The sequence below is a fragment of the Qipengyuania sp. ABI-127-1 genome (assembly GCA_022953095.1).
Taxonomy (GTDB): Bacteria; Pseudomonadota; Alphaproteobacteria; order Sphingomonadales; family Sphingomonadaceae; genus Qipengyuania.
In genome coordinates, this window is record JALJCR010000001.1 from 807,809 (window position 1) to 831,906 (window position 24,098).

The window sequence follows — 24,098 nt, forward strand, 5'->3', positions numbered from 1 at the left end:
ACACGGGCTGGAACAGCAAGCCTTCGATTGATGTCGATAACGCACCCAACGAAAAGGCCGCTCCCCTCGGTGGGTGGGAGCGGCCTTCGCATTTCACCCGGCAATGGGCCGGGTAAACTTGGTCGCGTCAGTCGATCTTGATTTTCGCCTCGACGCCGTCTTCGTTCACGGTGGCATCGACATCGCCGCCATCGATGGTCAGGCTCGAGCCTTCTTCACCCTCTACGGGTTCGGCGACGACGGTTTCGGTCGCAACCGGCTCGACCACGGTGGTTTCGGTGATCTCGGTGGTCGCGGTTTCGTCGGTCGCAGGGGCATCGGCATCGCCGCAAGCGGCAAGCGCGAAAGCGGCGGCGAGCGCGGGAACTGCAAACTTATTCATGCCAAATCTCCTTTGTGGCAACATTGTGGCATCAATGCGCCGGAATTGAGGCGGTTCCCGTCAGCCCAAGAATTTTATCATCGCGATGCGGCGGTCCCCCGGCAGACCATGCTCCACTTCCCGCTCGATGTCCGCCGCGAGCCGGGGGTGCGCGGCGAGGTCCGAAATCGTCTCGAAACCATGCCGGGCGTAAAACGGCCCGTTCCAGGGCACATCGCCGAATGTCGTCAGCGTGATGGCGCGGAACCCGCTATTGTGGGCATCGATCGCCACGGCGCGCAGCAACACGCTTCCTATACCCCGGCCCTGGTGATCCGGATGGACCGAAAATTCGCGAATATGCAGTTCGCGCTCGAAGGGTTCGGTGGACAGAAAGCCGACGATCCCGCCTTCGCTCTCTGCAATCAGCGAATGGCCCTTGCGGATCATCCGTCGCTGCTCCTCGGCCGGAATGGCGTGCATCCCCGCCACGCCTGCCAGCCCTTCGACGGTTCGGAACAGCTCGCCTGCCGCGCGTTCGATCGCGGGCAGGGCCTCTGCGTCCGCCAGCCGCGCCAGCCGAATGGAGAAATCGCTCACTCCTCGGTCCGCACGAGGACCGTCTCACCGATCAGCAGGAAGAGCAGGAACGGCGCCCAGGCAGCGAGAAAAGGCGGATAACCGCCGAAACTGCCCATGGCGAGAGCGGCATTGTCGACCACGAAATAGGCAAAGCCCAGCGCCATGCCGATGATCGCGCGCACGAAAAGCTGCCCTGAACGCGCCAGGCCGAAAGCCGCGACCGCGCCGAGCAGGGGCATCAGGAAAGCGGATAGCGGCCCGGAAATCTTGTGCCACCATTTCGCACGCAATTCGTCGGTCCGCCGACCCGCGCTTTCGAATTCGGCAATCGACCCGGTCAGCTTCCAGAAGGGTTCGGCATCGGGATCGATCTTGGCGAGGTCGATCTGGTCGGGAGTGAGCCCTTCGCCCACCACCATCGCTTGCGGCGTGTCGGTAAGCGCGCTTTGTACACGGAACCGGGTGACGCCCTCGAGCCGCCAGCCGGGATTGGCATAAACCGCACGATCGGCGTCGATCTGCTCGACGATCATCCCTTCGGCATTGCGTTCGTACCAGGTCACCTTGCGCATGGCGATCGCCTCGCCCGCCCCGGCGAGATAGGCGGCCGTCAGGATATTGCCGTTATCGCTGAGATAGACATTCGCCCGCACGCCGCTTTCGGTTGGGATCGGGCCGTAATCGACTGCCTCCCACGCTTTGAGCGTTTCGGTCGCGCGGGTGACCACGCGTTCGTTGAAGGCGAAGGTGAATAGCGAGACGAGCCCCGCCGTCAGCAATAGCGGTGCAAGCACCTGATGCGCGGAAAGGCCGGCCGCTTTCATCGCGATCACCTCGCTGTTCTGGTTCAGCGTGACCAGCGTTATCAGCGTTGCCAGCAGGACCGAATAGGGCAGGAAGCGCGATATGAGCTGCGGTATCCTGAGACCCGCATAGGTCAGCAATTCGCCCTGGCCATTGCCGGCTACCGCGAGGATCTTGCCGCTGTTCGACAGCAGGTCGAGCATCATCAGCACCAGCACGAGGACGAACAGCATCGCCACGATGCGCGCGGCGAACATCTTGGCCAGGTAAAGCGTCAGCGTGCGCGAGGGGAAGAAGTCGAACTGCATGAGATTGGCTACTCGGCTGCCGAAAGGTCGATCTGCAAGTGTCGGCGGCGCCTGAACAGCTTGCCGAGGCGCTTGGTCAGCTTGCCGAACCAGGTTTCGAGCGCGCCGATGGCCTGGCCGCCCGGCACATGGGCGACGCGCCAGTACATCCATACGATCAGGGCGGCGAACAGGAAGAACGGCCCCCATAGCGCCAGGATCGGATCGATCCGGCCGAGCGCGGCGATATCCTCCCCGTATTGGTTCACCTTGTGATAGGCGACCACCATAATGATCGACAGGAACACGCCGAGCGCGCTGGTCGATCGTTTCGGCGGTATGCCCAGGGCGACGGCCAGCAAAGGCATCAGGGCCATCATCACCACCTCGACCAAGCGGAAGTTGAAGCTCGCCTGGCTGGCATCGCGTTTGTCTTCCGGTTCTCCCTCGCTCCAGCCGATACGCAGCAGCTCAGGCAGAATATATTCGCGTTCGGCATCGCCGCGCGCGCGGAATTTTTCGACCGCAGGAAGGTCGATCGGCAGATCGTGGCGCGTGAAAGTGAGGACGCGCGGGGTCTTGCTGCCGGTATCCTGGACGATGGTACCATCGGTCAGCCGCAGGATGATGGTGTCGGGATTGTCGGTGGTGGCAAGGAAGGCTCCTTCCTTGGCCGAGATCGACAGCACTTGGCCCTTATCGTTGGCCACGCGCGCGAATATGCCCATCAGGCGTCGCCCGTCATCCTCGCTCGCCTCGATCCGCAACGCCATGCGATCGGCCAGGGTCGTGAATTCGCCGACCTTGATCGAGGCGCCAAGCGCGCCCGATCGCAATTCATATTCCATCTGTTCGTAATAATAGCGGCTGACCGGCTGGATGAAGAACACCAGCGCCACGTTCAGCGCCATCAGGATGGCGGTTATCAGATAGGGCACACGCAGCAGCCGCCCATAGCCCAGACCTACCGCCCGAAAGACATCGAGTTCGCTCGACGTCGCCAACTTGCGAAAGGCCAGCAGAATGCCCAGCAGCAGGCCGAGCGGAATGGCGAGGCTGGCATATTCCGGGATCAGCGCCATCAGCATCTTGAAGACGACGCCCACCGGCCCGCCTTCGACCGCGACGAAATCGAACAGGCGCAGCATCTTGTCGAGGATCAGCAGCGAGGCCGCGACCACGAACACGCCCATCATCGGCACGATGACGAGCCGGAAGATATAGCGATCGATGGCAGGGAGGAAGTTGAACAAGGTTTCGCCGGTCAGTTGCCTTTGCACCTCGCCCTAGCGCGGTTTTGCAGCGAGGTCATGCCCCTTGTGCCGCGCTTTGGGTCGGGCTCTGCGTGCTGCCGCCCGGTCGGAAGCGGATCACGCCTTTTCCAGCGTGCATTGCAGCGGGTGCTGGTTCTGCCGGGCGAAATCCATCACCTGGTTCACCTTGGTCTCGGCCACCTCGTAGGGGAAGATGCCGCACACGCCGACGCCCTTCTGGTGGACGTGCAGCATCACTCGGGTCGCTTCCTCCATATCCATACGGAAGAAGCGCTTGAGCACGATCACGACGAATTCCATCGGCGTGTAGTCGTCGTTCAGCAGCAGCACTTTGTACTGGCTCGGCTTTTTGGGTTTGGCGCGGGTCTTGGTGGCAATGCCCACCTGGCCATCGCCTTCATGGGAGTCGTCATCGCCATCGGCGGCGCGGATCGGGAAGGGGGGCAGGGCGTGGATCATTGCTGGAGCCATTATCGTAACGCGCCTGCAAATCGCAAGGCGTGAGCGACGGTCAATTGCGCGCACCAGGTGCGAAAGCGCCGTTTCCGTCGCGGGACCGGACAAAAAAGGGCCGGATGGTTCGAAACCATCCGGCCCGCGGTGTCCAATTCGCCAGACGAGGGAGAGAGGAGAGAGTGCCCGGCGGATTGAAGCTTGTGCGGTTCGCTTACGCGGCCTTGCGGACCTTTTCGGCAGCCAGGCTCATGCGGTTCGAAACCGGAGCGAAAGCTTCGTTGGCGAGCTTCAGCATGGCTTCGGTGTTCTTCGAGGTGGTCGAAACCAGCGCGTCGAAGTTGCGACGGGCGATTTCGCCCTGAAGCTGGAAGAGCTCGGTCGGCGACTTGACGGCGGCGAACTTCTTGACGTCTTCCTGAACGGTTTCGGCAGCCGACTTGGCTTCCTCGACATAGGTGCGGCCCATGTCCTGCATACCGCTGGCGAGGATCTTGCCGCTTTCGACGAGGGCTTCGAGATTGCCCTTCTGGAATTCGACGGCGTCCTTGGTCAGTTCGGTGCCCTTGTCATAGGCGGCCTTGGCGCGGGTCTGCACATCGGCAGCCAGTTCCTTCGCCTTGGCGGCGTATTCGGTTTCGGCGGTCTTCTTAGCAGTGGCCATGATGGTGTCCTTCAACTGGGAAATCGGGGTGGTCTTCGCGGCTTTCGCCTTGGCGGTGGCTGCCTTCTTGGGGGCGGCCTTGATCTTTTTGGCTGCGACAGGCTTCTTGGCCGGGGCAGCTTTTTTCTTGGTGGTGGTCTTTTTCGGCGCGGCCTTCTTTGCCGGGGCCTTCTTCGGCGCGGCGGCAACGGCCTTGGCGACGGCATCGGTCTTCACCGGCGCCGTAGTGTCCGCTGCCACGGCCTTTTCGACCGCTTTCGCGCTCACCGCCTCGGCGGTTTTCTTTTCCGCAGCCTCGGCAAAAGCCTTGTCGGCGGCGGCATCGATTTTGCTCTGGCTGTCAGCCATGGGAAACCTCGCTTTGTTGCACTGCACAAAATAGGCATTGCACCTGCGAAGTCAAGCGATTTTTGTGCAGTGCACAATAATTCGCGACAAGCCGTGTTTTCAAAGCGTTAGCGCGTGGCGACGTAGCGTCCCGGCGCATCTTCGATTACTTTGTCGCCTCTGCCGCCTGGCTTGCGTTTACCCTTGGCGGGCACGGTTTCGCCGTCCTGCGCGCGCAGCCATTCGACCCAGTCGGGCCACCAGCTTCCCGGATGCTCTTCCGCCCCATCGCGGAATTCGGCGAGGCTGCGGGGCGCGCCGTCATTGGTCCAGTACTGGTATTTGCCTGCCTCGGGCGGATTGACCACGCCCGCAATATGTCCCGAGCCGGCAAGGACAAATTTGAGCGGCCCCTTGAAGTGCTCGGTGATCTTCCAGACGCTTTCGGCGGGGGCGATGTGGTCTTCCTTGCCCGCCTGGACATAGGTCGGGGTCTCGACGATCCCGAGATCGATCGGCGTGTTGTCGACGCTCAGCGCATCGGCCTCGACCAGCTTGTTGTCGCGATAAAGGTCGCGCAGATATTGCTGGTGCCACTTGGCGGGCAGATTGGTGACATCGCCGTTCCAGTGCAGCAGGTCGAAGGCCGGATAATCCTCGCCCAGCAGGTAATTGTTGACGACATAGTTCCAGATCAGGTCGGTGCCGCGCAGCAGATTGAAGGTGGCGGCCATGTAACGGCCGTCGAGATAGCCGTCGGCGCTCATCGCCTTGACCATGCCGAGCTGGTTGTCGTCGACGAAATTGAGCAGCTCGCCCGCCTTCTCGAAATCGACCTGCGCGGTGAAGAAGGTGGCGCTTTTCACCTTGTCCTGCTCGCCGCGGCGGTGGAGCAGGGCGAGCGTGGCGGCCAAGGTGGTCCCGGCAACGCAATAGCCGATCGTGTGGACGCTCTTCACGCCGAGCCGCTCGCGGATATGGTCGATCGCGTCGATCTGGCCGCGCACGTAATCGTCCCAGATCACGTCCTTCATGCTGGCATCGGCCGATTTCCAGCTCACCATGAAGACGGTCACGCCCTGGTCGACCGCCCAGCGCACGAAGCTCTTCTTCGCGTTCAGATCCAGGATGTAGAAGCGGTTGATCCATGGCGGGAAGATCACCAGCGGCGTTGCCATCGCCTCCTCGGTGGTCGGCGAATACTGGATGAGCTGGTAGAGCGGCGTTTCGTGGACGACCTTGCCCGGCGTCACCGCGATATTCTCACCCAGCTTGAAGGCGCTGGCATCGGTGTGGGAAAGCTGCCCGCGGCGCAGGTCCGCCAGCAGGTGCTCCATGCCCTTGACCAGATTGTCGCCGCGCGTCTCCAGCGTACGCTCCATCACGACCGGGTTGAGCAGCGGGAAGTTGGACGGGCTCGCCGCTTCGGTGATGGCGCGGGTGGTGAAGCGCAATTGCTCGCGCTTGTCGTCGGACAGGCCTTCCATCCGGTCGACCATTTCGGCGACGCGTTCGGCGAGGAAAAGATAGGTCTGGTGGATCAGCGCATAGGCGGGATGGGCGCGCCAGCGCGGGTCGGCGAAACGGCGGTCCTTGCGCGGCAGGTCGGGCTCCCCTTCGGCCACCGGCTGCCCGTCCGCGCCCAGGCCGTATTGCCCCAGCACCTGCTGCCACAGGGCCATGCCTTCCTGCATCAGCGCCTGCTGCTGCGCCGGATCGGCGATCGGCATCTGGCGGTACCAGTCTTCCGCCATGCGCATCCAGCGCGACGGATCGAAATAGGGGGCCAGCGCCTGCGGATTGGCCATCTGTTCGGCCTGATATTCCATCCACATGGATTGCAGCTTGGTTCCGACCTCGGCCCAGTGCTGCATATCCTCGGGCTTGAGCGGTGCATTCGCGCTCGCCTCGCTCATCGGCGCGAACAATGCGCGCGCGAATTTCGCCGGGGCTTCGAACATATTGGTGAAGGGATCGGGGCCGTCTTCGGTCATTCTCGCTCCTGCCTGGTGCCAAGCGTCTGTTGTACGGGCCATAGGATATTGCACGCCTTCATGCACCTAGGCCGATTGCACCTGCACCGTGAATAGGTAATCAGTGTGACTCACCCAACGCGCCAAGAGGCCTGAATGTCCGACGAATTCTATCGCATCAAACGCATGCCCCCCTACGTCATCGCCGAAGTCAACGCGATGCGGCATGCCGCGCGGCAGGCCGGGCGCGACATTATCGACCTCGGCATGGGCAATCCGGACCAGCCGCCGCCCCAGCATGTCATTGACAAATTGTGCGAAGTTGCCGCCAAGCCGAGCGCGCATGGCTATTCCCAATCCAAGGGAATCCCCGGCCTCAGGCGCGCGCAGGCGAATTACTACCAGCGCCGTTTCGGGGTCGAGCTGGATCCCGAAACCGAGGTGGTCGTCACCATGGGCTCGAAAGAGGGGCTGTCGTCCATGGCGACAGCGATCAGCGCGCCGGGCGACGTTATCCTTGCGCCCAGTCCGGCCTATCCGATCCACACCTATGGCTTCATCATAGCGGGCGCCACCATTCGCAGCGTGCCGACAACGCCCGACGAATATTACTGGAAGGCGCTCGACAATGCGATGGCCTATACCGTGCCGCGCCCCACCGTGCTGGTGGTCAACTATCCCAGCAATCCCACGGCAGAGACGGTCGACCTCGCCTTTTACGAGCGGCTGGTCGCATGGGCGCGAGAGAACCGGGTCTGGGTGCTTTCCGACCTCGCCTATTCCGAGCTTTATTATGACGGCAAGCCCACACGCTCGATTCTCGAAGTGCCCGGCGCAAAGGATGTGGCGGTCGAATTCACCTCCATGTCGAAAACCTATTCCATGGCCGGTTGGCGGATGGGTTTCTGCGTCGGCAACACGAAGCTGGTCGCCGCGCTGACCCGGGTTAAGAGCTATCTCGATTACGGCGCTTTCACGCCGATCCAGGCCGCTGCCTGCGCCGCGCTGAACGGGCCGCAGGACGTGGTCGAACAGAACCGCCTGCGTTACCAGCAGCGGCGCGACGTGATGGTCGAAAGCTTCGCGCGCGCGGGCTGGGAAATTCCTTCGCCGCCTGCCAGCATGTTCACCTGGGCGAAGCTTCCGCCCGGTTTCGAAGACATGGGCAGCCTCGAATTTTCCAAACAACTGCTCCAGCATGCGGAGGTTGCCGTTGCGGCCGGGGTCGGCTTCGGCGAGGAAGGCGAGGGGTACGTCCGCATTGCCATGGTGGAGAACGAGCAGCGCATCCGCCAGGCCGCGCGCAATATAAAGCGTTTCCTCGCCGAACACCCACGGGGATAGCACCGAAGAAACATCCGGAACGGTAGTAGTTCTGCGCTACCCCCGTTCCCAAATACATGCGTTGTCTTCACTCTCGGATTTATCCGAGGGAAGGGACGATACATGACTTTTCCAAAACTCCAGTGGCTTTCTCGCGGTCCTTCGGTCCCGGCACGCTGGGACTTGCGGCTTGTGAACTGGTCGATGGACCATGCAACCCAACGCGCGCGGGATTGTATGCGTCGGCTCGGCGTTCTCGACTGGCGGCCGGACAGCAGGCTGCCACATTGGCGCGATCTGGCAGGGCCGGCATTTATCGTGGCGATCGGCGTCGACGATCCGGCGGAACGCGCCGGGCTGCTCGCCCAGGGTTTCGGCGACGCGCTGGGCAGCCGCATCGCCTTTGTCGAACTGGGCACGCGGCTTCTGCGGCTCAAAGGTGCGGACGGCGCCATGCCGCGGCGGCTGGCGGCGGGTCCGGTCACGCTCGACCTGTTCCACCGCGACGGCAAGGTCGAAGGACGTTGGCTGGGGCTGCACCCGCGCGAGTTCAAGCTGTTCTGGCGGCTGGCCGAAACGCCCGGCACTCCGGTGTCGAACGCGCGTCTGATGCGCGAAGTCTGGCGGCTGGAGCATCTGCCCGAAACCAATTCGCTCGCCGTCCATGTATCGCGCCTGCGCGCCAAGCTGGCGATTGCGCGCTGCGACTGGCTGGTACGCACGCATCCGGAAGGCGGCTATTGCCTTGCCACGTCCCCGGCGGCGCAGCCCGCGGCGGAGAAAATCCGCGTGCATTGCGCCTGACCTGTCCCGTCGCTGCTGGACTTTACGCTTACGTAAGGTACCAAGGGGGCAAGCGACATTTCCGACGAGAGGCAGAGCCATGAATTTCAACGACCGCGTTTCCATCGATCTGGCCGACAATGGCGTGGCGCAGGTGCGCTTCACCCGCGGCGACAAGATGAATGCGCTCGACCCTGCCCAGTTCGGCGCGATTATCGATGCGGGCAATGCGTTGCGCACGATGGAGGGGTTGCGCGTCGTCGTGGTATCGGGCGAGGGGCGGGCCTTCTGCGCCGGGCTCGACCTGTCGAATTTCAACGCCGCGCCGGATCCCGATCGCAAGCCGATCACCGAGCGCACCTATGGCAATGCCAATATGTGGCAGGAAGTCGCCATGACCTGGCGCAAGTGCCCCGTGCCGGTGATCGCCGCCGTGCACGGCGTATGTTTCGGTGGCGGGCTGCAGATCGCCAGCGGGGCGGACATCCGCGTGGTTCATCCCGAAACCCGCATGGCGGTGATGGAAATGAAATGGGGCCTCGTGCCCGACATGGGCGGCTATGCCCTGTGGCGCGGCCTGGTGCGCGACGATGTGCTGCGCGAGCTGACCTATACCAACCGCGAATTTTCCGGTGCCGATGCGCTCGGCCTCGGCTTCGCCACCATGGTTGAGGACGATCCGCTCGCCCGCGCCACCGCTATCGCCGAAACCATCGCCAACAAGAACCCCGACGCCATTCGCGGCGCCAAGCGCCTGTTCAAGGTGATGCAGGAAGAAGGCGAAGACGCGATCCTGATGGCCGAGAGCGAGGAGCAACACGGGATCATCCGCAGACCCAATCAGGTCGAGGCGGTGATGGCGGAAATGCAGAAACGGGCGCCGAAGTTCGGGTGAGTGGGGAGCCCGCTGACGATCCATTGCGGACATTCGAGACCGCAATGGATCGTGCCCCACACTAGATTTCCATCAAGGATATCGACGCACCGTCCGGATCGCGCATGAGCAAAAGACTGCTCTCCCGATCTTTGGATGGCTCGCCTTCAAGCAGTTGGGCTCCTAGCAGCTTGGCTTCCCGCGCGGCGGATTGAGCGTCGGCGACACGCACGCCAGGGAGCCAGGCTGACTCTGCATCCTTGCTCCCACCAATCACATAGCGTGCGATCTCGGTTGAGGAGGATCCGATGATGCGGCGATCTCCATCAGCCCCGTTCGGATCGGTGGAAAGTGTCCAGTCGAACAGTTTCGAGTAGAACGCAGCGGGGAATTCGGGCTGCCCCGCCAGATAGACTTCTGGCCCAAACTGCTGCGCCGGAGCGGGATAGTCATGGCGTGAGAGCGCCAGGCCAATGAGCGCGCCAGCAGGGTCCCGCAGCAACGCGTTGCGACCCACTCCTGGAACCTCGAAGGGTTCGCGCAGGATAGTTCCGCCGTGTTTCTCGGCCTGAGCGCACGCCGTATCGACGTCCGCGACTTCCACATAGGCGATCCAGCTATTCGGAAGCGCTTCCGGTGTTTGTGCAATGCCGGCACCTGCTTCGTCATCCAGTAGCGCGAGAATGAAGTCCTTCTCGCCGCCGCCCCAGGCGAAGTCCGTGGCATGCTCGGTTTTATACTGCCAACCAGCCACGCGCCGATAAAACTCCATCGAGCGCTGGCGGTCACCCGAGAACAGGTCATGCCAGATGATCCGACCGATCTTGTCCGAGTTCATGATGCACCTCCTTCGCCAAATTTGGCTTTCTTGATCCGCCGAACCATCTTCCCGAATTCCTTGTCTTTTGACCTGCGTTCCGCGAGGCTGGCATTGTTGAAGGCCTCTTCCGCCTTGAGCTTGCGCCAGCGGGTCAGCCGGGCCTCTTCGATGTTGCCGAGCTCGATGGCCTCCAGCACTGCGCATCCCGGCTCGGAAACATGCTGGCAATCCTTGAATCGACAGTGGGATGCAAGCTCGTGGAGATCGGCAAAGACAGTGTCGATACCGAAGGCTGCGTCGGTCAACTGAAGCTCTCGCATTCCCGGCGTGTCGAGAACGACACAGCCGCCGGGGATCAGGTGCAACTGGCGCCGCGTAGTCGTATGGCGACCTTTGGCATCGTCTTCTCGTATCGGTTGAGTGGCGATTGCATCGCGTCCGGCCAGAGCATTCGTGAGGGTCGATTTGCCGACACCCGACGAGCCGAGAAACGCGACAGTCTGGCCCGGTTTGCACCAAGGGCCGAGCTTCGCTTTCGGCTCGTCGCCGCGTGCATCGAGGGCAACGACCGGTACCAGATCGGAGATCGCCTGGGCCTTGGCCAGATAATTGTCGGTCTCGTCAACCAGATCGGATTTCGTCAAGACGATGACCGGCGCGATGTCTGCTTCGAAAGCAATGGCGATGTACCGCTCCAAACGTGCGATGTTGAAATCCTGGTTGCAGGAAGAGACGACGAAAATCGTGTCGATATTGGCAGCGATGAGCTGCAATCGCCGGTCGGTTCCCGGTGCACGCCGCTTGATCAGGCTCTTTCTGGCGAGGATGCGGCTCGCGCCTGGTCGCTGGGGATTCAGCATTATCCAGTCGCCAACAGCAGCGCCTTCTATCGGCACGATTGTCCGGTCGACATTATCACCAACGACATGCAGCGCGTTGCGGTGAATTTCGACGATGCGGACGGGCGGGGTTCGAGACAGCTCGTCTGCGCTGACCTGTTGTGAGAAGAAGGGTTGCCAGCCCAGTGTCTCCAGTACTGTCGGTTGTCGCTGGATGGGGGCGCCCACATTCCTGGGCGGAAGAAAGACAGAGTAATCCTTGGTCATTGTGAATAGCTTTCATGTCGCCGCAAGCGCTGCTTGGGCGTAAAGTGTCAGAAGGTTCTGAGGTCGCAAATCAGCGGTCGCCAAGACGAACTTGGCAACAATCACGCTTCGTTAGATTTGCTCCGGGAGGAATGGTTTTCCTCCCCACTTCACCGGGACATCAAAGCTCCACTTTTCCTGTGTCGAACTTAGTCCTCTCTCCGCCGGAATTCAAGGCTCAGGGGTCGGGCGATATGTAGTGAGCGGCAACACCAGCACGCACCGATCTGCTGTGTTGCCGGACCAACGAGACGGTCCGCTTCCCACCCATAGCAACCCTCCAGAGCTTCGGAGGGTTGCGCCGCTTCCCTCGTCCCCCAAAACCCCCTTTCCTACTCGCGCAGAATTTGTCTTAACCTTGCGGATGACAGACCAACCGCACCTCGCCTCGTTTGCGCAGGGCAGTGACGATGCTGCCGATGCGCTTCTCCCCGCAACCTCCAGCACCGCCCGTCACGACGGCTGGACGCCCGCTAAACAGGCCGCCTTCCTGCGCGAACTGGGGGCGACCCATAATGTCTCGGCTGCGGCGCGCGCTGTCGACATGAGTCGGCAGTCGGCCTATCGCCTGCGCGCGCGGTTGCGTGGCACGCCGTTCGACAAGGGGTGGGAGGCGGCCTTCGTCTCGCGCTTCGACGTGCTCGCCGAGGCCGCGCTCGACCGCGCATTGAACGGGGTAGAAGTCCCGCATTACTACAATGGCGAGCTGGTCGGCACCTCGCGCCGCTATGACGAGCGGCTGACGCTGGCGCTGATCGCCATGCGCGGGCATTTCGTCAGGACCCCGATCGACGACAGTAATCCTGCCTCTGCCTTCGAACCCGGCGATCTCGCTGCGCTCGCCGACCGGGTCGAGCGGGGACCGGCAGACTGGCTCGACGACAGTAACGAGGAACTCGACGCGCGCTATGAAGGGCATGGGTAGGGGGCGGGGTGCTATGCCAACTGTCACTCTCGTAATAATGCGTATTAATCGCGAAATTTCAGAAGTTTACGGGTCGAAAATGACGGGTGACGCACTGTCGCCTTTGTCACCCTGATGTCGCGTCAGCCGCGAAACGCCAGGAATAGAACCCCATGTCGCCCTTCCGGCCGTCGGCAATCTAAAGCTCGCGCGGAATGACGAGGTTGTAAAAGTGCCTCTCTGTAAAGATTACGGGATGATTAACCATAATAGAAAATATATGAAAACGATTTGTGGCGAATCTATGTAGATGATAAAGTAGAAACTGCCAGAAATAGTCTGGTTTCTAGGAGAGTGATAATGAAAAAGAGTATTCTGTGCGTAGCAGTCGCAGCTCTGGCCGCAGCTTCCGCACCTGCCGCAGCATATCCGAACCACGACTTTCACATCCGCTACACCTATCTGGACAATAGCGGTGCAATAATCGGGACCTTCACGGTCTACTGCAACGGTTGGGAGATTTCGGAAGGCGTGACGTCGTCGCCCAATTATCGCGTAACCTACGGTAATTGTGACGCCCCGTAAAACTTCGGGGCAGGCCCCGCCTGCCCCTGCTACCCTTCGATGGGTGCTCGTCGCGCGTGGGTGCGGTTTTCCGTCGTTCTGTTGCCCGACATAGCGAGCGACGGTGCTTCTTACCCCCGGGGCGGCGTCAGCATAACCAGCCCCCATCGGCACACTCTACCAGGTCGAGGCGGTGATGGCCGAAATGCAGAAACGCGCGCCCAATTTCCCGAGACGTGAGGGGCGCGCCACTTAACCTTACGATCGCGGACATTCTCGGTTGCTGCACGTGCCTTGATTCGAGGCGTGTCGTCGTGACTGGTTTGTCGCCATTGCCCATTCGCTCGGTTCCCATAGGATTTTTGGTAGGTTGACATACGCAACATGTTGCGCAATATGTTGCGTATGCTGGGGTGCCCGTTAGATGTCGAAATACTCTTCGAGTGATGAAATGCTTGCCAACGCCTTCTTGGGGCGGCGGGCGGCGGATTTTGCCAATCTGCTGACGGCCCAAGCCGAGGTGGTCTACCGAGAACGCGGAATGATTTTTCCGGTTGTAACGTCCTCGACATTGCATTTCATATCCCAGAATCCGAACCTGTCACTTGCTGACATCTCGAATGCGCTGGAACAGCCTCACCAAGTGATAGCGCAGCGCATTGCAAGTTTAGACAAGCTGAATCTGGTGGAGCGCACCCCGGACCCAAGCGATAGGCGTCGTCAGCTACTGAAGCTGTCGGACGAGGGTCTCAGGCAAGTCGGCTTGCTGGAAGAATATCTGATCGCATCCCAGGTGGCCATTCGCGACCTCTACGATGAATTGGGCGCCGATCTTTCAAGCATGCTCACGAACGCGTCCGCAGCACTGAAGCGGCGGTCGTTTGCCGACAGGTTCGAAGCCTGACCATTCCCACTGGAGTAATAAAATGGCCCTGCTTTCCAGGACTCTTCCGCTCACCCTGTCCGTGCTCGGATTGTTGAGTGCATGCACGACCTCGCAGCATTTCGATCTGCGCAGCCCGTCCGTGTTACGCCCGGCCCTTGAAACCGAGCTGATCCCCCGCACGACCCTTTTTGGGAATCCCGATCGCGGCCAGGTTCGCATGAGTCCCGACGGCAACAAACTCAGCTGGCTTGCGCCGGTCGACGGCGTGCTCAATATCTGGATCGCGCCTGTCGATGACATATCGAAAGCGCAGCCGCTGACCAGAAGTACCGAGCGGAGTATCACCAACCATCAGTGGGGGTTCAATTCGCAATATGTCCTGTATCGACAGGACAAGGATGGCGACGAAAACTATCATATTTTTGCCACCGATGTCGCGACCGGTGCGACCCGTGATCTGACCCCTGTTCGCGACGGTGTGCGTGCTTCGATCGAGGCGCGATCCGCATCCCGGCCCAACAAAATCGTCGTCGGCATGAATGATCGCGACACTGAAGTGTTTGACCTGCATCTGGTCGATGTCGCAACTGGCGAGAGCGAGCTTCTGAAGATCAATCCGGGCTTCGGCGCATGGCTGATCGATAATGAGCTGAAGCCTCGCTACGGCTATGAAACGCCTCCTGGGGGCGGCGCCCAAGTAATCGATTTCGACGGCAACATTCTGGTCGACATTCCAATGGACGATTACCTCACGAGCGACTTCGCGGGCTTCGATGCATCGGGGCGCTTCCTCTACGCTCTGGACAGCCGCGACAGGGACAAGGCGGCCTTGGTCAGAATCGATACCCACGACGGTTCAGTCGAACCGTTAGGCGTCAATGCGCAGGCAGATGTCGGAACGGTACTGTATCACCCGACGACGAGGCGCCCCCTCGCATATTCGGCGGAATTTCTAACTCAGAAATGGTACGTTCTCGACCCCGCCTTTACCGAGGACTTCCGGTTCCTTCAGCAGCAACTCGACGGCAATATCGGCATCGTATCGATTAGCGACGACCTAGCGAAACTGATTGTATACGTTTCTGGGCCTCAAAGCCCGACCCACTATTACATCTATGATCGCCAGGCGCGTTCGCTTGTATCGCTTTTCACCACCCGCCCGGAACTCGAGCGGGCGGGACTCCAGCCAATGCACCCGGTCGAAATCAGGGCGCGCGACGGGCTCTCACTCGTTTCCTATCTGACTTTGCCGCCGGGTTCGGATGATGATGGCGACGCGCGGCCAGACAGTCCGTTACCCATGGTCCTTTCGGTCCACGGTGGGCCATGGGAGAGGGATTCCTATCGTTATGATCCCTATGTCCAATGGCTAGCAAACCGCGGTTACGCAGTTCTTTCGGTCAACTTTCGCGGATCGACCGGCTTCGGGAAAGCGTTTCTCAACGCCGCGACGCGGGAGTTTGCGGGCAAGATGCACGACGATCTGATCGATGGCGTCGACTGGGCGGTTGCCGAGGGTATAACCGAACCCGGCAGGATCGGTATCACGGGTGGTTCTTATGGCGGATACGCGACGCTGGTCGGCCTGGCCTTTACGCCTGACGTGTTTGCTTGCGGCGCGGCGCGGGTTGCCCCATCCAATCTGGTCACGCTGATCGAGAGCTTTCCCGATTACGTAAAGCCCTATCTCGAAAGCGACTGGTACCGTTTTGTCGGCAATCCCGAAATTGCATCGGACCGCAGGGACATGCTCGCTCGCTCACCGATTATGCGCGCCGAGCGAATAGAAAAGCCGCTGCTGATTTCGCATGGGGCGAATGATCCGCGTGTGGCGAAAGCGGAATCGGATACGATAGTCGCGGCAATGGCAGCCAATGGACTGCCCGTCACATATGCCAACTTTCCCGACGAAGGCCATGGCTTTGCACGACCGGCCAACCAGTTTGCCAATTATGCGCTGACAGAACATTTTTTCGCAGAATGCCTTGGTGGCCGTGCCGAGCCCTTCGGCGACGCGCTTGACCGGTCGAGCATCGAAATCCTGCATGGCGCGCACTATGTCGGAGGTCTGGAGAATGCGCTGGCCGCGAGACGTGGTACCTAGGGCGCTCTGGCTGGTGATGGCATGCTGCACATCCAGCGCAGCCACCACACCGAGGCGACCGCCCGCTATGGACGGTCGCAGCCGCCGCAACATGCGTTGTCGCAGGCCATTATGGTTACGGCAGATTTGCTGAAGGTCGCGGTTCCTGCAACGCGGATAGGTGGTCCGCCGTCAGCCGAACACCGCCACGCATTGCATGCCTTCTAGCATCTGCTTGCCATCGGCATTCCACAGCCGCAGCCGCTCGCTGGAATAGCCATGCGCGGCGTGCTGGCTGGCATTCTCGCTCATCCACCAGCCGTCGCGCGTATGGGGTTCGGGCTCGAGGAGGTTGAAGCTCCAGTTGATCGAGCTGATGGGGCCTTGCCGCTGCATCGCGCGCATCGCTCCCGGCGGAAGGACATCGCCGAGCAGGATCAGTTCGCTGACCGGGTCGAGCCCCTCGCGGTCCGTCAACCGCGCCCAGCGGCGCACCACCGGTTCGCCCGGCCCCTGCATTTCCTGCGCGCGGCGAATCTCGAAATTGTTCTGGATGAAGGCCGGACCCTTGCCCTTCATTGCCAGCTCCGCCTCTTCCGGCGGCCCGGGCCGGTCCGCGACCGGCGCGGCATCATGCACCGCATTGGCCTCGCGCTCGGTGCCGAACAGCCAGAAGGCGGTCAGCGTGCATTGGTCATCGCACCAGATCTCGCTTTTCACCTGCGCAACGTTGCGCCCCTGTCGCACGACCTCGCGCCGCAGCTCGACCTCGGGGCCGGTCGGCGCGACGAAGGCCACCTGCGCGGCGCGCAAGGGAGGCAGGTCGGGAAAGGCGCGGGTCGCCGCAGTATAGGCGATCAGTGCGGAGGCACCGCCGTATAGCGTCCTCCCCTGCATCCAGTGGTCGAGGCCGGAAAAGCGGGTTTCCCCGCCCTTGGCCGTGATCGGATCGAGGAGGTTGGCAATGCTCATGGGCAGTGACATTGCCGCTATCGCGCCACCCGTCCAGACTGACGTTACGTAAGGCATGAAGTGACGATTGCCTTTAGGGCAGAGAATCGCTAGTGCGCCGCTTCCCGTGTCGAGAGGCCGGGCGAGGCCCGATGGCGGAGTGGTTACGCAGAGGACTGCAAATCCTTGCACGCCGGTTCGATTCCGGCTCGGGCCTCCACTTTTCCCGGCGCCGCGGAGCGCGGGGAGGAAGTGCCGCTTTAGCTCAGTTGGTAGAGCACATCATTCGTAATGATGGGGTCACAGGTTCGAGTCCTGTAAGCGGCACCATTTTTCTCTTTTATTTCAGGGTTTTACAGACTCCCTGTAGATCGAGTGTCTGCTTACAACAAGCTGGGGCTTATGCCTTGTAAGCAAGGTGTAAGCACGACAAGTCGCTTCAAATTTGCGACGAATCGTTGCTCCTCTTTCATGCTCGTCTTTATAGGGGGAAAGCCTTCCCCTGAGCCGGAGCCGGAGCCGCTGTGCTGTCTCCGGCTACCCCTTCTGCGGGGACACCCCGCAACGCCCCGTGAAGCGGAGCGGGACTGATGACGCGCTCTGTCCCGCAGGCCTTGCGGCCTGCTCCTGAGGGCGCGGCATTTTTGCTCTGGGCTTCGCGCGCACTCTGAATGCGGCTCCAAAAGGTTTTGAGGATCGTTTTGCCGCACGACAGGCCCCGCCGGGGCGGCCGATCCTGACACCTGCAGCACACGCCTCCATTCAGGGTGCGCATTGTTGGTTTTTGGCACCTCGCTGGTCGCTCGGCACCATCGGTGGGATGAGCAGGTTGCTGCGGACGGCGCGCTACACGCGCACCGGCGTTGTTTGTTTGGCCCGCGGAAGCGCTGCCCCCCCCTTCCGGGGGCCGGTGTGCGGATTTGGGCAGATCGGGAGGCGACTATGGCGCGTGGAAATTCAAAGGGCAGTGCAGGTGGCAGGCGTAGCAGGGCGGCGCGGAGCGCCGCGCGCGGGAATGGCTCCCGCGCTTCGCTGTATGATGAAGTCACCGCGACCATCATTTGCCAGCTTGAGCAAGGCGTGTTTCCTTGGGTCAGGCCGTGGAGCAAGGCGAAGGCCTCCCTCGACCCGCCGCGCAATGCGGTGACCGCGGACCGAAGCTGGCGTAAGTCAAGCGTCATATTGTGAAGTTTTAGCGCTTCTTTTGACTGCCGTTTTTCGCGCGCGCCGCAACATTAGCTGATCTGGACGACTGATCTGTAATCCAGTCTTGGGCCGCGTGGGTGAAGTTTCGACCAATCGGCATAGCCAAGACAGCAAAGCATATTTGAGCGCCAACCCCAGTCGCTGAGAAATTCAGCGTCGATGCGCTCCTGGTCGAACCCGGACATTGGTCCGCAATCAAGGCCAAGAGAGCGTGCTGCAAGTATGAAGTAAGCTGACTGCAACGAACTGTTGCGAAGGGCAGTCACTTCAGCAAGAACGTGGTTCTCGTCCCCAGCAAACCAACTGCGAGCATCGTCGTGCGGGAAGAGCGTCGGCAAGTGCTCGAAGAACTTGGAGTCATATGCAAGAATTGCGGTCACTGGTGCCGATAAAACCTTTTCGACATTGCCCGGCAGGACACAGTCCGCAAGTTGACGCCTTTTTGATGACGACTTGATGTAGACAATTCTCAATGGACATGAGTTGACACTAGTAGGCCCCCATTTGGCCAACTCGTATATTTGCCGTAAAAGGTTGTCGCCGATCTCTCGCTCTTGCCAAATTGTGGCAGTCCGACCGGACGCAAGAGCTTCCGCAACAGTTGATTGTTCGGGCCGAGCCACATTCATGCGATTCGAGCCTTTTGGATCGCGTCACCGCCAACGTGCAGAGCTTCGTCCTCACCCAAAATAATACATCGAGGATCGAGGCCGGGCTCGTCTTTACGTCGATCATATATGTCTACAAAATTTGTGGCAGCCGTCTTTTTGAATAGATCGTCGAAACTTTCCAATACGAAGTATGTCTTCTGAAAGTCATCGATCAAATAGTCTGTTCTCATTACGCGCTCAAGATCGAAGCGGATCCGGTTAGGACGGGTGTTCTCCACTGAATACACCGTTTCACTCGATGACGACAGCATTCCAGCACCGTAGGCACGCAGTCCGTTGGGAGTTTCGATCAAGCCAAATTCAACCATGTACCAATAGAGTCTGGCAAGCATGTGGGCTCCGCCATGTCGTTGTGCCTCCTTGCCTCGCTTTCCGTATGCTTCGAGGTAATCCGCAAAGACGGGGTTGGATAGCAGTGGAACATGCCCAAAAAAATCATGGAACAAATCAGGCTCGACTAGGTAATCGAGTTCGTTACGCTCACGAATCCATCGTGTTGCCGGGAAGCGGCGGTTGGCAAGGTGTTCGAAAAAGACGGCCTCGGGCACAAATCCAGGTACTGCCACGATTTCCCATCCGGTTGCGGCTCTCAAGATCTCGCTCGCCTCTTCAAAGCGCGGAATTCCGCCTTGGCAATTTAGTGCATTCATCCCGGCAATAAATTCTTCGCAGGCGTATCCAGGCAGCAAATTAATTTGGCGCTCATAGAGAATCTGCCAAGTTTCGTGTTGCTCCGAAGAGTAGTCCAGCCACTCCTGATCGACGACGTAGTCCGCTCCAGCCCGGGTGTAGTCGCCTCGCAGGTCGCTGGTGGTGTTCGCAGATGGTTTCGATAACACAAAGTGGATCCTTTCGCTTTCCTAGAGCCACTAACATCGTCCATTTTTGCAAGCGAATGGATGCAATCTCATTCAATATTTTGAGTGGCGACGCGCGGATTCTCTAGAAAACTAACAATATGAGAGAAATCGTGCCCGACCTCGACTCGTACGATCGAAAAATCATCAGCGTTCTGCAGCAGCACGGTCGCATGCCGGTCACCGAGATCGCAGCAAGAATAGCTCTATCGCCAACACCTTGCAGCCGCCGCATCGCTCGATTGGAAGGTGCAGGTATTATCGCCGGTTACCGCGCAATCGTGACACCTGGCTTGGTGGGCCAGTCAATCGAAGCATTTGTCGAAGTTACCCTCACCGCGCATACCGATCAGATCGTTCGCTCTTTTGTCGATGACCTTCGAGAGATGGACGCGGTGGTAGAATGCCATGCGATGACAGGAGAAATGGATTTTCTCCTACGCGTATTTGCTCACGATATGGGTCATTTCAGTACAGTGGTCTTGCGTCGAATAGCGCGCAACGAGGGAGTCCGCGATGTCAGATCGAGCTTGGTGATGGAGACCTTTAAGCAGAACGGCGGGACGCCAATCGCTTAAGAGTTTTCCAGCATAGTATCTGAGAAGATCTGGTCGATAATCCCGGAGAACTTGGCGTCTCGTGTTGATAGGCCGTTCGCATCATGGGTTGTAAGCTTGATCGACACTCGATCATATACGTTCGACCACTCTGGGTGATGATCGAGTTTCTTCGCTTCTGCAGCGATCCGGGCCATGAAATCCCAAGCAGCATCGAAGCCAGAAAATTGAAACGATCGATCCATCGACGCACCATCATCCGCAAAGGACCAATTGCTGGCTGAATATCTGAGCTGCGCCAGTTCGTCGTCCGACAATGGAGAGATATCCGGAGGAGAAGCCATTAGCGTCACCCGATCATTGCGCGGGCGAGCAACATCGCGTTCTTCGGATTCTCCGCGATCCGCCTTACTGCATAAGGCCACCAATCAGCGCCAAACGGCAGATAGAGTCTTGCCGTATGTCCGGACTCTACGAGCTGACGAGCGACGTCATCGCGTGCTCCATACAGCATCTCAATCTCGAATTCGCCGGGCTGCCAACCATTTCGATCCGCATAGTCGATGAGTTCGGCATGGATCGTATGGTCGTGCGTGCCGAATATTGGGTAGAAGCCGTGATCTCTCGCTTGTCTCGAAAGCATCCGCTTACCAACACGGCGATAGGCGTCCTTGATATCTTTGTGTTTCGTAAAGGCCACACCGGAACCGGCAGCAAAGGCCCCCTTGACCAAACGAACCTTGGCACCCTGCTTTATCTTCGCTTCGAGGTCATCGGGAGTGCGCTTCAAATAGGCCTGTAGCGTCTGCCCGACAGGGAGACCCGCCCTATGTAGGTCATCGTGAAGGGCGATTGTATCATCCGTGACAGACGTATCTTCCATATCGAACATCAGGCAATGAATGCCTGAGTTGCGGCCATCGATCGCTTTCGCGATAGATTCCGCAATTTCAACTGCATTGCGTCGCCCAAGATCACGATCAATCGAGAAACCAATCTGCGTTGGGTCCACTGACACATGCACGTCCACTGGCGTTGATCCTAACGCCCGAGAAACCTCCAATTTCTCTTGCTGATTCTGTTCAACCAGTTCCAACGTATCGACATACTCTCCAAGGTAGAAGAGTGAGGATTTGATGCCGCTTTCAGTCCAGAGCCTCTCGGCTGCTGAAACTCCCTCCTCTACATTCGCGCCGCCCACGTAACGCGTGGAAAGCTGCGAGGTGGAAGACCAAGATTGCATGGCTCGCTTGAGGGTCGGGCTGGTCGCCATACCGATCAGTCCCGCCTGCCATATTCGTCTGAACACTAGTCATTTCTCCAGCCCACTCACGAAAGCGGGATACACCGTTCGAACTCAACTCAGTTCGGGCTAAGAAGTTAAAACGATTTGCGGATTTCGATGCCGAAGGTGCGCGGCCGGTTCACGACCAATCGTTGACGCCCTGGAATTTCCGCGGCTAGGGATCGGTTGTCAGAAAGGTTAGCGATCTCGTTGGTAACGTTATCGACAAAGGCCGTGATCTCGAGATCATCGCGGCGTATTCCTCCCCGCAGATTTAGGATTAGGTAATCGGGTCGCAGTCGGGGATTGGCGGCATCGTTGGTCGCGCTAAAACTGTCGCCGACATAAGAGAGGTCGGCGAGGGCAAAGCCATCCCACGTTGAACTGACCGAAAATTCCTGCTCAGCGTTTGCCGAAAACGTCCAGTCAGGCACTTGTTGAACCGGATCGCCTGCAGAAAAGGCCAGCCCCTGTCCGCCCTCGGTGATCGTCGCGTCATTGTAGCCGACATTAAATCCCAACCTTAAGCCACCATCGAACCTTGCTGAAAACTCAAGCTCTCCGCCTATGCTCTCCGCAGCTCCCGCGTTCGTAACGAACGAAAAACCGCATGCGAGAAGCTGAGTCTGCTGAATGTCCTGCCAGTCGATATAGAAAAGTGCCGCGTTCGCCGTCAGCCGCCCGCCAAACCACGACGTCTTTGCGCCAAGCTCGTAGTTCCAAAGGCTATCCGAGTTGAAGGTGGCTGTTGAGTCAGGCGAGATCCCGGCGGCGTCTAACTCATCTCCGCAGGTTGCGACCGGGACCGTGCCGTTGACACCGCCGATTCGAAAACCCTGTGCAGCTGTGGCATAAAGCAGGACGTCGTCCGACGCATCGAGTTCGACACCGAACTTGAGCGTGCTGCCGGATTCCGATTGGCGCCCACTAACCGTCACCTCTTGCGGCCCCACAACAATCCCGAATTGCGTATCGACGAAGTCAATTTCGTTTTCGAAGACCCTGACGCCCGCAATCAGGCGAAGGTTTTCGCTCAATTCGAGCGTGCCCTCCCCAAACAGGGCGCGCTCTTCGATCGTCTGCCTGGTTTCACTCGTGAAGATCGTATCGGTCCCGAAGGGAGCACCAGGCGTTGCTGCGTCGAGACCAGGCGCATCGGCAGCTGGTACAAAATCCTCGATCGTATCGCGGCTGGAATAGAAGCCTCCCACCGTGAATTGGAAGGCGCCTGCCAGATCGGAAACGAAGCGCAATTCCTGCGTCCAGCTTTCCAATCCCAAGCGCTGGAAGATCTGGCTTTCGATCGGATCTTGGAGTCCAAAACCGCCAGGAATGCCGGTGAATGCATCTGTCCCCGCGAATGCAAGAATGAACGGCGAGAAGTCTTCAAATTCGAAGGTGCTTCGATCGAAATACCCTGTGGCCGAGATAAATTCACCGAACCCTGCGTCATAGGCTGCAGTCAGCGTGGCCAGAAGGAACTCGTCCTCACCGCCTTCAGCAGTGTTGAAAATCGCGCGCTGCGTGAAGTTGTCCGGGTCGTTGTCCGCGAACGGGAAGCCGTCCAACTCGGTCTTCTGGTAAATGATCCTCGGGGTGATGCTGAAGTTTTCCGCCGGCTCCCATCTAAGAGCGAGCGAACCACCGAAGGCGGTAACGTCATCGACATTCTCTTCCAGGCCTGTCGCCGGTGGAACCGCAGTCGGAAATCCGGCACCGCTGGTGATCCCGCCAAAAGCCCGGTCGAAAACGCCTTCTTCATATTGATAGAATCCGAGGATTCTGACCGCGAGCACGTCCCTTACGAGCGGAACATTGAGCGCCCCGTCAGCGAAATAATTGACGCCGCCCTCCTCAGTGGCAGACAGGCGACCACGAATTCTGCCAGAAAGTTCGAATGGGTCGGGTTGTTTAGTAATGAGCCTGACTGTTCCCCCCATGGAACGTGCACCGTAGAGCGTGCCTTGAGGTCCTCTAAGTACTTCGATGCGTTCAATATCGACGATCCGAGGGTCGATGCTTTCTTCGATCGGAACCTCGTCAATGTAGAAACCTGTCGTCCCATCTCCTTGGATACCGCGAATGCTCACTGATCGATTGTTCAATGCGCCGTCGCCGACTGCACCGAAGGAAAGGTTGGGAATCGAAGAACCGTAATCAAAGAAATCGTTAATACCGCGAGCTGCGATTGCTTCCTCTCCAATTGCTGAGATGCTCAGACCGACATCTTGCAGACTCTCCGCACGCCTTGTTGCCGTCACAACAATTGTGTTGTTTGCTGCTACAGGCTCAGTTTGCTCTTCCTCACTGGAAGCTGGTTGCTCGGATGCCTGATCCTGCGCTGCGGCGATTGCCGGAGTGGCGAGCGCGCATACGAGAGCGACTATGGATACCGATGTTTTGGTCTTCATTTTTTCCTCCCCATCGCGATCCAGCAGGATCGCTTTGACTTCACGAAACCGTC

The 24,098-nt window shown here is 59.6% G+C and carries 24 protein-coding genes and 2 tRNA genes; 11 read left to right on the plus strand and 15 right to left on the minus strand.

Features of this window, described 5'->3' with window-relative positions:
* Positions 1-127 precede the first annotated feature (127 nt).
* The 7 genes from MUY37_RS03900 to MUY37_RS03930 all read right to left on the minus strand — a co-directional run bounded on the left by MUY37_RS03900 (position 128) and on the right by MUY37_RS03930 (position 6,746).
* The gene (locus MUY37_RS03900) at positions 128-382 is read right to left on the minus strand and encodes a hypothetical protein (protein ID WP_499194093.1); all 255 of its coding nucleotides are present in this window, start codon (positions 380-382) and stop codon (positions 128-130) included.
* Positions 383-442: 60 nt separating this feature from the next.
* A complete protein-coding gene (locus MUY37_RS03905; protein ID WP_499194094.1) occupies positions 443-961 on the minus strand; it encodes a GNAT family N-acetyltransferase in 519 nt (172 codons plus the stop codon).
* A complete protein-coding gene (lptG, locus tag MUY37_RS03910) occupies positions 958-2,055 on the minus strand; it encodes an LPS export ABC transporter permease LptG (protein ID WP_499194095.1) in 1,098 nt (365 codons plus the stop codon). The genes MUY37_RS03905 and lptG overlap by 4 nt, the downstream gene beginning before the upstream one ends.
* Positions 2,056-2,063: 8 nt before the next feature.
* Positions 2,064-3,287, minus strand: a complete 1,224-nt coding sequence (locus MUY37_RS03915; protein WP_499195110.1) for an LptF/LptG family permease — start codon at positions 3,285-3,287, stop codon at positions 2,064-2,066.
* A 117-nt stretch (positions 3,288-3,404) separates the two neighbouring features.
* Positions 3,405-3,767 (minus strand): ATP-dependent Clp protease adapter ClpS, encoded by a 363-nt coding sequence (gene clpS / locus MUY37_RS03920; protein ID WP_174223761.1) that lies wholly within the window; start codon positions 3,765-3,767, stop codon positions 3,405-3,407.
* Positions 3,768-3,975: 208 nt separating this feature from the next.
* Entirely contained in the window at positions 3,976-4,773 is a 798-nt protein-coding gene (locus MUY37_RS03925) for a phasin family protein (RefSeq protein WP_499194096.1), read from the minus strand.
* 107 nt (positions 4,774-4,880) lie between these two features.
* A complete protein-coding gene (locus MUY37_RS03930) occupies positions 4,881-6,746 on the minus strand; it encodes a PHA/PHB synthase family protein (protein ID WP_499194097.1) in 1,866 nt (621 codons plus the stop codon).
* Between the two features lie 135 nt (positions 6,747-6,881).
* On the opposite strand from MUY37_RS03930, the gene MUY37_RS03935 reads away from it, so the two are divergent.
* The 3 genes from MUY37_RS03935 (at position 6,882) to MUY37_RS03945 (ending at position 9,726) form a co-directional block, all read left to right on the plus strand.
* Positions 6,882-8,069: an LL-diaminopimelate aminotransferase gene (locus MUY37_RS03935; protein WP_499194098.1), complete on the plus strand. Its 1,188-nt coding sequence runs from the start codon at positions 6,882-6,884 to the stop codon at positions 8,067-8,069.
* Positions 8,070-8,171: 102 nt separating this feature from the next.
* Positions 8,172-8,852, plus strand: coding sequence for a winged helix-turn-helix domain-containing protein (locus MUY37_RS03940; RefSeq protein WP_499194099.1), 681 nt, complete (start codon positions 8,172-8,174; stop codon positions 8,850-8,852).
* A 79-nt stretch (positions 8,853-8,931) separates the two neighbouring features.
* Positions 8,932-9,726 (plus strand): crotonase/enoyl-CoA hydratase family protein, encoded by a 795-nt coding sequence (locus MUY37_RS03945; RefSeq protein WP_499194100.1) that lies wholly within the window; start codon positions 8,932-8,934, stop codon positions 9,724-9,726.
* Between the two features lie 61 nt (positions 9,727-9,787).
* On the opposite strand, the gene MUY37_RS03950 is transcribed toward MUY37_RS03945, so the two are convergent.
* Together MUY37_RS03950 and rsgA are read right to left on the minus strand one after the other, a co-directional pair.
* Positions 9,788-10,543 carry a VOC family protein gene (locus MUY37_RS03950; protein ID WP_499194101.1) on the minus strand — a complete coding sequence of 252 codons (756 nt, stop codon included), beginning with the start codon at positions 10,541-10,543 and terminating at the stop codon, positions 9,788-9,790.
* Positions 10,540-11,631, minus strand: coding sequence for a ribosome small subunit-dependent GTPase A (rsgA, locus tag MUY37_RS03955; RefSeq protein ID WP_499194102.1), 1,092 nt, complete (start codon positions 11,629-11,631; stop codon positions 10,540-10,542). Before rsgA ends, MUY37_RS03950 begins: the two co-directional genes overlap by 4 nt.
* Positions 11,632-12,034: 403 nt before the next feature.
* On the opposite strand from rsgA, the gene MUY37_RS03960 reads away from it, so the two are divergent.
* The 4 genes from MUY37_RS03960 to MUY37_RS03975 all read left to right on the plus strand — a co-directional run bounded on the left by MUY37_RS03960 (position 12,035) and on the right by MUY37_RS03975 (position 16,128).
* Positions 12,035-12,595 (plus strand): hypothetical protein, encoded by a 561-nt coding sequence (locus MUY37_RS03960; protein ID WP_499194103.1) that lies wholly within the window; start codon positions 12,035-12,037, stop codon positions 12,593-12,595.
* Positions 12,596-12,934: 339 nt separating this feature from the next.
* Positions 12,935-13,159: a hypothetical protein gene (locus tag MUY37_RS03965; RefSeq protein ID WP_499194104.1), complete on the plus strand. Its 225-nt coding sequence runs from the start codon at positions 12,935-12,937 to the stop codon at positions 13,157-13,159.
* Between the two features lie 403 nt (positions 13,160-13,562).
* On the plus strand, positions 13,563-14,042 hold the full coding sequence (locus tag MUY37_RS03970) for a MarR family winged helix-turn-helix transcriptional regulator (RefSeq protein ID WP_499194105.1): 480 nt from the start codon (positions 13,563-13,565) through the stop codon (positions 14,040-14,042).
* A 22-nt stretch (positions 14,043-14,064) separates the two neighbouring features.
* Positions 14,065-16,128, plus strand: coding sequence for a S9 family peptidase (locus MUY37_RS03975; protein WP_499194106.1), 2,064 nt, complete (start codon positions 14,065-14,067; stop codon positions 16,126-16,128).
* A gap of 171 nt (positions 16,129-16,299) precedes the next feature.
* On the opposite strand, the gene MUY37_RS03980 is transcribed toward MUY37_RS03975, so the two are convergent.
* Positions 16,300-17,079: an acyl-CoA thioesterase gene (locus MUY37_RS03980; protein ID WP_499194107.1), complete on the minus strand. Its 780-nt coding sequence runs from the start codon at positions 17,077-17,079 to the stop codon at positions 16,300-16,302.
* A 125-nt stretch (positions 17,080-17,204) separates the two neighbouring features.
* Here MUY37_RS03980 and MUY37_RS03985 point away from each other — a divergent pair.
* From MUY37_RS03985 to MUY37_RS03995, 3 genes are all read left to right on the plus strand, one after another.
* Positions 17,205-17,278 (plus strand) — tRNA-Cys (locus MUY37_RS03985).
* A gap of 34 nt (positions 17,279-17,312) precedes the next feature.
* Positions 17,313-17,388, plus strand: a tRNA-Thr gene (locus tag MUY37_RS03990).
* Between the two features lie 612 nt (positions 17,389-18,000).
* A complete protein-coding gene (locus MUY37_RS03995; protein ID WP_499194108.1) occupies positions 18,001-18,246 on the plus strand; it encodes an ArdC-like ssDNA-binding domain-containing protein in 246 nt (81 codons plus the stop codon).
* A gap of 47 nt (positions 18,247-18,293) precedes the next feature.
* Here the strand turns inward: MUY37_RS03995 and MUY37_RS04000 are convergent, their stop codons facing one another.
* Both MUY37_RS04000 and phhA read right to left on the minus strand, forming a co-directional pair.
* On the minus strand, positions 18,294-18,893 hold the full coding sequence (locus MUY37_RS04000; protein ID WP_499194109.1) for a malonic semialdehyde reductase: 600 nt from the start codon (positions 18,891-18,893) through the stop codon (positions 18,294-18,296).
* Positions 18,890-19,774 carry a phenylalanine 4-monooxygenase gene (gene phhA / locus MUY37_RS04005; protein ID WP_499194110.1) on the minus strand — a complete coding sequence of 295 codons (885 nt, stop codon included), beginning with the start codon at positions 19,772-19,774 and terminating at the stop codon, positions 18,890-18,892. Before phhA ends, MUY37_RS04000 begins: the two co-directional genes overlap by 4 nt.
* A gap of 119 nt (positions 19,775-19,893) precedes the next feature.
* On the opposite strand from phhA, the gene MUY37_RS04010 reads away from it, so the two are divergent.
* The gene (locus MUY37_RS04010; protein ID WP_499194111.1) at positions 19,894-20,370 is read left to right on the plus strand and encodes an Lrp/AsnC family transcriptional regulator; all 477 of its coding nucleotides are present in this window, start codon (positions 19,894-19,896) and stop codon (positions 20,368-20,370) included.
* On the opposite strand, the gene MUY37_RS04015 is transcribed toward MUY37_RS04010, so the two are convergent.
* The 3 genes from MUY37_RS04015 to MUY37_RS04025 form a co-directional block, all read right to left on the minus strand.
* Positions 20,367-20,693, minus strand: a complete 327-nt coding sequence (locus tag MUY37_RS04015; RefSeq protein WP_499194112.1) for a 4a-hydroxytetrahydrobiopterin dehydratase — start codon at positions 20,691-20,693, stop codon at positions 20,367-20,369. The two genes, MUY37_RS04010 and MUY37_RS04015, sit on opposite strands and share 4 nt — an antisense overlap.
* Before the next feature lie 5 nt (positions 20,694-20,698).
* On the minus strand, positions 20,699-21,622 hold the full coding sequence (locus MUY37_RS04020; protein WP_499194113.1) for a proline dehydrogenase family protein: 924 nt from the start codon (positions 21,620-21,622) through the stop codon (positions 20,699-20,701).
* A gap of 107 nt (positions 21,623-21,729) precedes the next feature.
* A complete protein-coding gene (locus MUY37_RS04025) occupies positions 21,730-24,045 on the minus strand; it encodes a TonB-dependent receptor (RefSeq protein ID WP_499194114.1) in 2,316 nt (771 codons plus the stop codon).
* Positions 24,046-24,098: the final 53 nt, after the last annotated feature.

Bases quoted from the DNA above. Each gene is read 5' to 3' on its own strand.
- MUY37_RS03995 (WP_499194108.1), top strand. From the start codon at position 18,001: ATGGCGCGTGGAAATTCAAAGGGCAGTGCAGGTGGCAGGCGTAGCAGG.
- MUY37_RS03970 (WP_499194105.1), top strand. From the start codon at position 13,563: ATGTCGAAATACTCTTCGAGTGATGAAATGCTTGCCAACGCCTTCTTG.
- MUY37_RS04015 (WP_499194112.1), bottom strand. From the start codon at position 20,693: ATGGCTTCTCCTCCGGATATCTCTCCATTGTCGGACGACGAACTGGCG.
- MUY37_RS03940 (WP_499194099.1), top strand. From the start codon at position 8,172: ATGACTTTTCCAAAACTCCAGTGGCTTTCTCGCGGTCCTTCGGTCCCG.
- MUY37_RS03945 (WP_499194100.1), top strand. From the start codon at position 8,932: ATGAATTTCAACGACCGCGTTTCCATCGATCTGGCCGACAATGGCGTG.
- MUY37_RS03950 (WP_499194101.1), bottom strand. From the start codon at position 10,543: ATGAACTCGGACAAGATCGGTCGGATCATCTGGCATGACCTGTTCTCG.
- MUY37_RS03925 (WP_499194096.1), bottom strand. From the start codon at position 4,773: ATGGCTGACAGCCAGAGCAAAATCGATGCCGCCGCCGACAAGGCTTTT.
- lptG (WP_499194095.1), bottom strand. From the start codon at position 2,055: ATGCAGTTCGACTTCTTCCCCTCGCGCACGCTGACGCTTTACCTGGCC.
- MUY37_RS03900 (WP_499194093.1), bottom strand. From the start codon at position 382: ATGAATAAGTTTGCAGTTCCCGCGCTCGCCGCCGCTTTCGCGCTTGCC.
- MUY37_RS03935 (WP_499194098.1), top strand. From the start codon at position 6,882: ATGTCCGACGAATTCTATCGCATCAAACGCATGCCCCCCTACGTCATC.
- MUY37_RS03980 (WP_499194107.1), bottom strand. From the start codon at position 17,079: ATGAGCATTGCCAACCTCCTCGATCCGATCACGGCCAAGGGCGGGGAA.
- MUY37_RS04020 (WP_499194113.1), bottom strand. From the start codon at position 21,622: ATGGCGACCAGCCCGACCCTCAAGCGAGCCATGCAATCTTGGTCTTCC.
- MUY37_RS03930 (WP_499194097.1), bottom strand. From the start codon at position 6,746: ATGACCGAAGACGGCCCCGATCCCTTCACCAATATGTTCGAAGCCCCG.
- MUY37_RS03975 (WP_499194106.1), top strand. From the start codon at position 14,065: ATGGCCCTGCTTTCCAGGACTCTTCCGCTCACCCTGTCCGTGCTCGGA.
- MUY37_RS04010 (WP_499194111.1), top strand. From the start codon at position 19,894: ATGAGAGAAATCGTGCCCGACCTCGACTCGTACGATCGAAAAATCATC.
- clpS (WP_174223761.1), bottom strand. From the start codon at position 3,767: ATGATCCACGCCCTGCCCCCCTTCCCGATCCGCGCCGCCGATGGCGAT.
- MUY37_RS04000 (WP_499194109.1), bottom strand. From the start codon at position 18,893: ATGAATGTGGCTCGGCCCGAACAATCAACTGTTGCGGAAGCTCTTGCG.
- rsgA (WP_499194102.1), bottom strand. From the start codon at position 11,631: ATGACCAAGGATTACTCTGTCTTTCTTCCGCCCAGGAATGTGGGCGCC.
- MUY37_RS04025 (WP_499194114.1), bottom strand. From the start codon at position 24,045: ATGAAGACCAAAACATCGGTATCCATAGTCGCTCTCGTATGCGCGCTC.
- MUY37_RS03965 (WP_499194104.1), top strand. From the start codon at position 12,935: ATGAAAAAGAGTATTCTGTGCGTAGCAGTCGCAGCTCTGGCCGCAGCT.
- MUY37_RS03960 (WP_499194103.1), top strand. From the start codon at position 12,035: ATGACAGACCAACCGCACCTCGCCTCGTTTGCGCAGGGCAGTGACGAT.